Below are 8,007 nucleotides of genomic sequence, written 5' to 3'. Positions count from 1 at the left end.
GTGCACCACGCGACCGCCGCTTCGCTCCTCGACGTCTCGTACCTTGACGCGACGCCCATACAACGGATGCCAACGGTAATGGACTTCAACTTCCTGCCCGATATGGGCAGAATGATCGCGAACTTGCCATCGGTCGACGCAACTATCTGTTCGCTGGGGCAGACTCCGGCGGCGAACGTGCCGCCGCGATCTACAGCCTCATTGGCACCGCAAAACTCAACGGCATCGATCCAGAGGCATATCTGCGCTTCGTGCTCGCGCGCATCGCCGAGCATGCGATCAACCGCATCGATGAACTCGCACCGTGGGTCGTCGCCGATCAACTCCGCACCGCGGCCTAAAGATCTCAGTCTCCAGTCAAGACGTCGCTGGGGCCACGCTTACGAAGGATGCAGGGGAAAGTCCAGTTGCAGCAATATGCCTACCTCCTGCAAATCCACCAACGACGCCGTTTCGCCCTCACCGCATTTCTGCATAATCCTTCCAACATTATTCAGGGCTGTCTCATTAGTAGAGTCAATACCTCTGTGCCACCGAGGCGCGTACGTAAGCTTGTCGAAACAACGACAAAATATGGCGGAATTGTTGGCGTTAATTGTCGGTCTAGGCAGACAAATATCACCCCAGTCTGTCCCGGCTGGTGTACTGCCGGACTTCAAGCCAGTAGGCATGGATCTCGCTATAACCTACCTCGCGATCGCTGCCGGTTGCGAGGAAAATAAATCCTTGATAGTACGAACGCCTGCTGCCCGCGCTGGCCTTTGCTATCACTACCACCCGACCGGGAAGTATTGCGGCAAATGATGAATTCTGCGGGAGCTACCTAATGAAGTTTTCGAAATTCCGGACACGATGGCGATATATCCGTTCCCAACAGCGGCTACAGCTATGATGCGGTTGGCTAACGTAGGCGCGGTTCTCACCGCGGCCGAGTTGTGAGACACCCGCTCGTCGCTCGTGAAAAACCTGAAACCCGCACTGATAGGTTCGTTTATGCACAGTAGAGAAGGATTTGGTGAAGCGATTGGACATCACGGTGAGCTTTTGCAGGGAGTTTTCGAAAGCGACGGAGGTCGCCTGCGCCGTGGCTTAGTTTCGCTGCCTTGTCCTAACCTAACGTCAAAAGCGAGATTTTTAGTCGATGGCGAAATGCAGGTTTCTGTTAGTCCACGACGTTGCGAAAAGGCACGACGGGCTGCCGAGCTTACGCTCAATACCTTCGCGCAAACAGTAGCCGGCGGACATGTGACAATTAATAGCAATATCGCCGTCGGGCGCGGTATGGGATCATCGACTGCTGACGTTGTGGCCACTATCTTAGCCGTGCTGGACTGCTTGAACGTCCAAACCTCAATTGACCGTGTAATGCAGATTGCCGTGAACGCCGAGATGGCATGTGATTCCACGCTGTTTTCCCAGAACGCCGTGCTCTTTGCACAACGCGAGGGGCTTGTAATTGAAGCCTTCACAAACTCACTGCCCAATGTTGACTTCATTAGCATCGATGCAGCGGCAGCGGAGCCCGTCAACACCCTCACATTTAAACCGGCCGAGTATAGCCACGTGGAGATTGAAACCTTTCGTTCGCTGCTGGCTCTCCTGCGCCACGCGATTAACACGTCCAATCTCAACTTGCTGGGCCGCGTGGCTACGGCGAGCGCCCGAATCAACCAAAGATTCTTGCGAAAGCCCCACTTGGACCGCATCGAAGAAATCGGTGTCCGGCACGGCGCGATTGGTGTCCAAGTTGCCCACAGTGGAACAGTCGTTGGTTTGATGTTCGACCCAGCGGACGATCGAAACGCAGATCATATAGAGTTGGCTATGCGTGATCTAAGGCGTTCAGGCTTTGAGCAGTGTAGCGTACACGCTCAACTAAGCCATGAAATGTAGGAAGGAATGAAATGCATGTGCAAGTTGGGGGGCGAGGTGCCAGCCACGTGTTGACCTTCGGATGCTTGCGACTACTGTCGTTGTCGACGATGCAGCGCACGTCGAGTTCGGCCGGTACGGCCTTATCGATTTCGCACAGGAGCGACAGGAATTCTAGGTGTCTATGACGTGGCTGCAGATGGCAAGTACGGTCCCGTTGAGGACATTAAGCGTGACGAACAATGTAGTGGAGCTATGACGGAACATAGTCGTGCGTGACGGATTCGGCGCAGCCGAAAACTCATTGGCGGCATGGGTTGGGATCATTCGAGCGCCTGACACTGGCTGTTCTCGTCCACTCACGGGACTAGGCGTCTCCTGTGGGATCAGTTACAGACCACCCACATCGCGCAATTTCTCGATGGAGAATTAATCGGTCAAGAGGTTGAAGCTTTCGCTGCGATGCGGTTGCAAACCCAACAGCTTGAAGTAACGGTGCACATTCGTCGGTGATGTAGCTGTTTCCACGCCGATCGGGGGCACGCTCCAGTGCGCGTGGCACCGTCCGCCGGTTCGTATGTAAGGTTTTGTGGATCAGTAGGGCCAGTCCTCCCATGGGCATGCGACGCCTCCCGTTCCCTTGATGGGATCAACGCTACGCGCGCAGAGATCGAGTTAACAACAGAACACTAGTTGATGGAGAACCTAATGTTTGATCGCATTCAAATGCGAAATTTAGAGGATTTTGAGAATCCTCGAATCGTCAGACTGACTGACGATTTGTATGGCGCCAGCTTCTTCCTCATGAAGCTCCTACCGGCGCGATTTATGCTGGAGCGGGCTTCGGAACAAGGCTTGTTAAGGCCCGGGGCCACTATCTGCGAGTCGTCATCCGGCACTTTTGGTCTTGCCTTGGGCATGCTTGCCGTACAGTATGGATACAAGTTAATACTCGTGAGTGACTGGGCGCTCGACCGGCATCTTCATAAAAGACTTCTCGAGTTGGGGGTGCAGGTCGAAATTGTGGACAGGCCAGCGCGCATCGGCGGACTTCAGCAGGCGCGGTTAAACAGACTCGCCAAATATCTAAAGGAGATCCCTGGCAGCTATTGGCCCTCACAGTACTCCAATACGGATAATCCGTTGTCGTACGGAAAATTTGCGGAACTACTGATCCAAAGAGTTGGAAAGATAGATTGTTTAGTTGGCCCTGTTGGATCAGGCGGGTCGATGTGCGGTACGACAACGTTTCTTCGGACGCTGTTTCCTGAGTTGCACGCGGTCGGTGTTGATACTCCGAACTCTGTCCTGTTTGGGCAACACAGCGGAAAGCCGATACCTCTCAGCGGCCTTGGCGGTGCATTTGTTCCATCCAATGTAGATCACACCCAGTTTGACGAAATTCACTGGCTAACGCCTGTCGAGGTGTTCCACGCAACTCATCGATTACACCGGCATCACGGATTGTTTATGGGTCCGACTAGCGGTGCGGCATACAAAGTGGCCGACTGGTGGTCAAGAAAAAACCCCGGGAAAAAGGTCGTCGCGATTTTTCCCGATGAGGGCCACCGTTACGTCGAGACGGTCTATGACGAGAACTGGCTTTCGTCCCTACCTGGATGGGCTGCATCGGTGCCCCGCGAACCCATGGTTGTAGAAACGCCGACCCAAGAGATGACCGTATGGTCTACCTACGCTTGGCGCAGGCGAACGCTTGATCAAGTCCTTTCTAGCCTCATTCATGAGCCACCCATGATTCTTCATGCATCTCCGCAACAGGTGTCCGACCCAGCCTCGACCGGGCGGAATCTGAATGCACAAAACAAGAGTCTCACCCCTATCGGAGAAACGCGAGACGCACGGCTGATATTCTTGTCGCGCTTTGATCGCGCGTCGGTTTCCCACCTTCAGTTGAAGCCTGAGCAGACACAGTTCGTGGATCCGTTGTATACAGTGTTCCTTGAGCTTCAAACTAGTTCTCTTGATGAGGATGAGTACCCCTGCTCGGTTGCGGTCGGAGATAAGATCGTTGGCTTCTTTGTCCTGCGTGAAAAGGCGGCCTTGCCGGACTGGGCGCCGTCAGATGCTATTACTTTGCATAGCTTCCGGATTGGCGAATCATATCAGGGCAACGGATATGGTAAGGCGGCGTCTCGATTGATGGCTGATTGGGTTTTGTCGAATCGACGCCATGCTAATCGTCTTATGCTCGCAGTCAATCGACGCAACGTTATAGCCAAGCGAACCTATCTGAGTTCGGGTTTTCACGAAACGGGTATTAACTATTGCGGACCGACCGGACGCCAAGAAATTCTCGAATACAAACTAAGGTAACTTCGCTGATGCACCGTAGTTCTAATCTGATTCGTTGTCGTTCTTTAGCGTTGCAGAATCCCGTTTGACCGGCTGAGATGCAAAACCAAGATCAACATGATATGAGAAAACGACACGTGATTGTGCTGCATTTTTTCGGCGGCGTGCCCAAGTCGCCTGCACTGCGAACGAATGTTGTCGACGTACGCAGCTTGGTATGGCGCCGCAGACGGTGGTCTCGACAAAAGGTGCCTATGCCAACGTGAAGATCCGATCGAGAATCTACGCAACCGATACAGAAAGCGATAAAAAACGCTTCGTGCACTTTGCATCTCATCGACGGATTGAAGAAGGCTTAGCAGATGTTAGAGCAATTTAACCAGCTTTCCCGCTTCCCAAACAAGCCCGCTATGCGCGGGATTGTGTTTATGTCCTGCGGGGCATTTCTCTTTTCTTTGGTAGATGCGGTCGCGCGGCTTATTTCGACTCACTATCCCCCAAACGAAATAACTTTCTTCCGGATGCTGTTTGGATTGATTCCCGCTGCCTACATGTTAAGACGTCACGGTGTTCTTGAAAATAAAATGACGCTGCATCGCTTTTTTGGACATTTCTCGAGAGCGGTCACCGCACTGACTGCGAGAGTCCTTTTCTTCGCTGGGTTACCTAACCTTCCGCTATCAACTGCTGTGGCGCTCCAGTACACCGAAGTGATGTTCATCGGCCTACTTGCCATGGTTTTCCTGTCCGAGCGTTTTCATCTTTCAACAGCATTAGCTTCGATAGTTGGTTTTTTCGGAGTCGTCCTCGTGTCATTGCCGCTTACCGGAATTAAAGGGTCATTGACTGCAGTGAGTCTAGTCTTGCTCAGTGCGATATTTGGCGCGGGTTCGATCATTCAGGTTAAGAGGCTTTCGACAACCGAAGATCCGGCGGCAATCGTTCTATATTTTACGATCATTGCCACAATTCTCAGCGGGGTTTCACTTCTCGTCGCGTGGGAGACGCCCAACGCGAAGGATTTTGGATACATGGCGCTTATAGGACTGACTGCCGGCGCAGGCCAATTGTTGCTTACCGTCGCACTAGCAAACGCTGCCGCGTCACTTGTGGCTCCATTCGGCTACTCCGGCGTCGTATGGGCAATTATTTTGGAGTATATGATTTGGGGTGAAACAATTTCTAAACGAACTGCGATCGGATTTGTCGTAATTATCGGAACTGCGCTTTACCTGTGCTTATCTGCAAGGCAGGCTGAAGCAGTCGAATAACTGCGATACGCGAAGTATGTGGAACCACCGAAGCGAGGAATAGAGTGTGGAAAGCGGGACGCAGGAGTGTGTCTAAAAGAGTGAGGCTTTGGCAAAGACGATATCCAGTCTGTGGGGCAGAGCGGAATATCTATGCGAGGGAAGTGGTGAGTGCGATCTCGGGTTGTATTTGCACCGTACTTTTGTATAACTGATTCGACAAGGTTGAGATAATATGGAAAGAGAAGTTCCGCCAAGTGACTCCTGGTTTGCCGTCCCGTATGAAGTAGATGCTGGTATCGGGAACCGTGCTCATATTGGCATGGTCGTCATTTCAAACGATCAGACTCTCTCGCACGAAGCACACGCAATGCTGAAGATTCCTGGCGTGGCTCTTTATGAAAGTCGCATCTTGACTTCTCGACAACGCAATCAGGCTGTCAGCGCTGAAGTGCTAAAGAGCCAGATGGAAAAAATCGATGCGGCGGTTCGCCAAATAAATTCGATACGCCCGTCTGACGTCGTTGCACTAGGGTGCACGTATGCGGCAATGGTGATCGGGCTACGTGAGTTGGAGCGGCGCGTCCGCGAGGTTCACCCCGACTCGCTCGTTACGGAGCCCTTCACTGGGATAAAGACTGCGCTGAGGTCGCTTGGTTCGAACAGCGTTGGATTGGTGTCCCCATATCCACGCAAAGTTGCGAGCCAAATGGCAGAGTGTATCGAGGCTGAGGGAATCAAGGTGAAATCGATCTGCACCTTTCACAACGATAGCGGGTTCGTTAGCGATGAAGCCGCGTTTATATCGCCCGCGAGCATAGCCAATGCGGTGCGAGCTACCGCAAGAAGCGCCGAGGTTGATACGGTCATCGTCGCGTGCACTCAAATGCGCGCAGCGGCCATAATCGGCTCCTTGGAGCGTGAAACTGGTAAGAAGGTCATATCTTCAAACCAAGCGTTATGCTGGCACGCTTTGCGGCTAACTGGATGCGAGGACATTCAATCGGAGTGGGGGCAGCTCTTTCAGGCGTCGTTGCCGAGGCCCGCAAAGGTTCCGGCGGAGCGCGCTTCAACGGGACCGTGAAGCTCGTTCGGTCAGTCGATTTTGACGTGGCGGGCGCTCGGAACGGGAAATCAACGACACTGAGGCGGTCGGAGAGCTCGGTGCATCTTTGCCTCACTTTCTGGGCCGGGAACCTGCCTACTTGGGACAGGTTGCCAAGTGCGTCGGAAAGCCAAGGCTAGCTCCGGTCAACGTCAACCGAGCCTATCGCGTCATGCGCGTAAGGATTATTGAGGCGCAGGTACGTGCCGCAGCGTCCGCATGACGGCACGGTGGCAGTCGCAAAGGGCAATCAGCGGCGGTTCCCACTCCGGTGAGCCGCTGAGCGCCAGGTCGTCTAGGCTCGATGGACGCGATCCCGCGGCGATTTGCTGCGCGGCGGCAACCCGCTGCTACAGGGGGGACGTCGTGCATAACCTAACCGTCGGGTTCGAGCAATGGTCTGAAACGGGCTTGTCGTCGTTGCTTTCGGCCGCTTTGCGGGGATCCCGTTGGCGTTTACCTTGAAGTAAGGTGGCGCGAAATATGACAGTAGCCTGAATCTGCCACAAGCGCAGTTAAGAAACTCGGATACCGATGAATAAAAGTGCTTCAACAGCTAACGGTTCAACTCTTCACGAGATTGTGCGCGCTGAGATTTCAAGACGTATTACTACGGGAATATATAAACCCGGCGATTTGATAACGTCGACCGCCCGACTTGCCGAAGAGTTCGGCGTGAGTTCCATCACGGTCAAGCGGGCCTTGCGCGAGCTCCAATCAGCTGGTCTGCTGACGTCCATACCCGGGAAAGGGACATATGTGAAAGATCGGTTTCGCTTCATCCGCGAATTGGATGTTTGCATGTCGGGGTTAGACAATGCACGGTCGCTCGGCTTTCAGCCAAAGGTGCAGCTAGTTTCGCTTACAAAGGAAAGGATCAGGGACTTAACCTTAAGCGTCTTCAATCCTCCGGACCAAGTGCTGTTGTGTGTTCGGAGGGTGATTTACGGCGACGATGTGCCTATCATGTACGATTCCTCATTCGTTCCCACCGACATGTCGGACGAAATCGTCGACGAGTTCGGAGAGCACTTCATCATCGATGCTCTCAAGCGACATAAGGTCGCAGTCAACGAAATGTCGTTTGTCGTTGATGCGGCTCCGGCCTCGCAGGAAGCTCAGCAGGTGTTCTCGGTTCCCAATGGCTACCCAACACTGCGCCGACTCTATAACTTAAAAACAGACAGTCCCACTATGTCAATTGTCGGCATAATTGAATCACCGTTTGATCGGCTAGCTTGCACAGTTCGTTTCGGCAGCACGCGAATTTCGAAAATGGATAAAGAAGAATAAGAATCCTTAACAAAATGATGAATGGGGCTGTTTACTTCTGGCCGTTCCTGTTAAGGAAGCTCTGCAGAAGTCGTTTTCGTAGCGGCGATTTTCCACACGCATCGCAGTCTGAACGGCGACGACATTCCTTGTGCGGAGATCGCCCGGTACAGTCACCAGTCGGAGGCTGTACCG

Annotated in this window: 5 protein-coding genes and 2 pseudogenes; 6 read left to right on the top strand and 1 reads right to left on the bottom strand. The window is 53.3% G+C overall.

What is annotated here, in order from left to right; genetic code table 11:
- Positions 1-116 precede the first annotated feature (116 nt).
- Positions 117-341: pseudogene (locus VSR82_RS39230) on the top strand (transposase domain-containing protein); the annotation flags it as partial.
- A 616-nt stretch (positions 342-957) separates the two neighbouring features.
- Complete coding sequence (locus VSR82_RS39225; protein ID WP_410853022.1) at positions 958-1,893, top strand: GHMP family kinase ATP-binding protein; 936 nt, start codon at positions 958-960, stop codon at positions 1,891-1,893.
- On the opposite strand, the pseudogene VSR82_RS39220 reads toward VSR82_RS39225, so the two are convergent.
- A pseudogene (locus VSR82_RS39220) lies at positions 1,875-2,479 on the bottom strand (transposase); the annotation flags it as partial. The gene VSR82_RS39225 and the pseudogene VSR82_RS39220 sit on opposite strands and share 19 nt — an antisense overlap.
- A 101-nt stretch (positions 2,480-2,580) precedes the next feature.
- Between VSR82_RS39220 and VSR82_RS39215 the strand changes: the two are divergent.
- The 4 genes from VSR82_RS39215 (at position 2,581) to VSR82_RS39200 (ending at position 7,833) form a co-directional block, all read left to right on the top strand.
- A complete protein-coding gene (locus VSR82_RS39215) occupies positions 2,581-4,206 on the top strand; it encodes a pyridoxal-phosphate dependent enzyme (RefSeq protein ID WP_498858842.1) in 1,626 nt (541 codons plus the stop codon).
- Positions 4,207-4,547: 341 nt separating this feature from the next.
- Positions 4,548-5,456, top strand: a complete 909-nt coding sequence (locus VSR82_RS39210; protein ID WP_410853020.1) for a DMT family transporter — start codon at positions 4,548-4,550, stop codon at positions 5,454-5,456.
- A gap of 214 nt (positions 5,457-5,670) precedes the next feature.
- Entirely contained in the window at positions 5,671-6,519 is an 849-nt protein-coding gene (locus VSR82_RS39205) for a maleate cis-trans isomerase family protein (protein ID WP_498858841.1), read from the top strand.
- Between the two features lie 555 nt (positions 6,520-7,074).
- Complete coding sequence (locus VSR82_RS39200) at positions 7,075-7,833, top strand: GntR family transcriptional regulator (protein ID WP_498858840.1); 759 nt, start codon at positions 7,075-7,077, stop codon at positions 7,831-7,833.
- Positions 7,834-8,007: the final 174 nt, after the last annotated feature.

Origin of the sequence: Burkholderia sp. JPY481, assembly GCF_038900515.1 — a bacterium.
GTDB classification, from domain to species: domain Bacteria; phylum Pseudomonadota; class Gammaproteobacteria; order Burkholderiales; family Burkholderiaceae; genus Paraburkholderia; species Paraburkholderia youngii.
Note: the sequence above shows the minus strand (reverse complement) of the source record. Positions and strands in the feature narration are given on the sequence as shown.

Coding starts and splice junctions, on each gene's coding strand:
- VSR82_RS39215 (WP_498858842.1), top strand. CDS start 2,581: ATGTTTGATCGCATTCAAATGCGAAATTTAGAGGATTTTGAGAATCCT.
- VSR82_RS39210 (WP_410853020.1), top strand. CDS start 4,548: ATGTTAGAGCAATTTAACCAGCTTTCCCGCTTCCCAAACAAGCCCGCT.
- VSR82_RS39205 (WP_498858841.1), top strand. CDS start 5,671: ATGGAAAGAGAAGTTCCGCCAAGTGACTCCTGGTTTGCCGTCCCGTAT.
- VSR82_RS39200 (WP_498858840.1), top strand. CDS start 7,075: ATGAATAAAAGTGCTTCAACAGCTAACGGTTCAACTCTTCACGAGATT.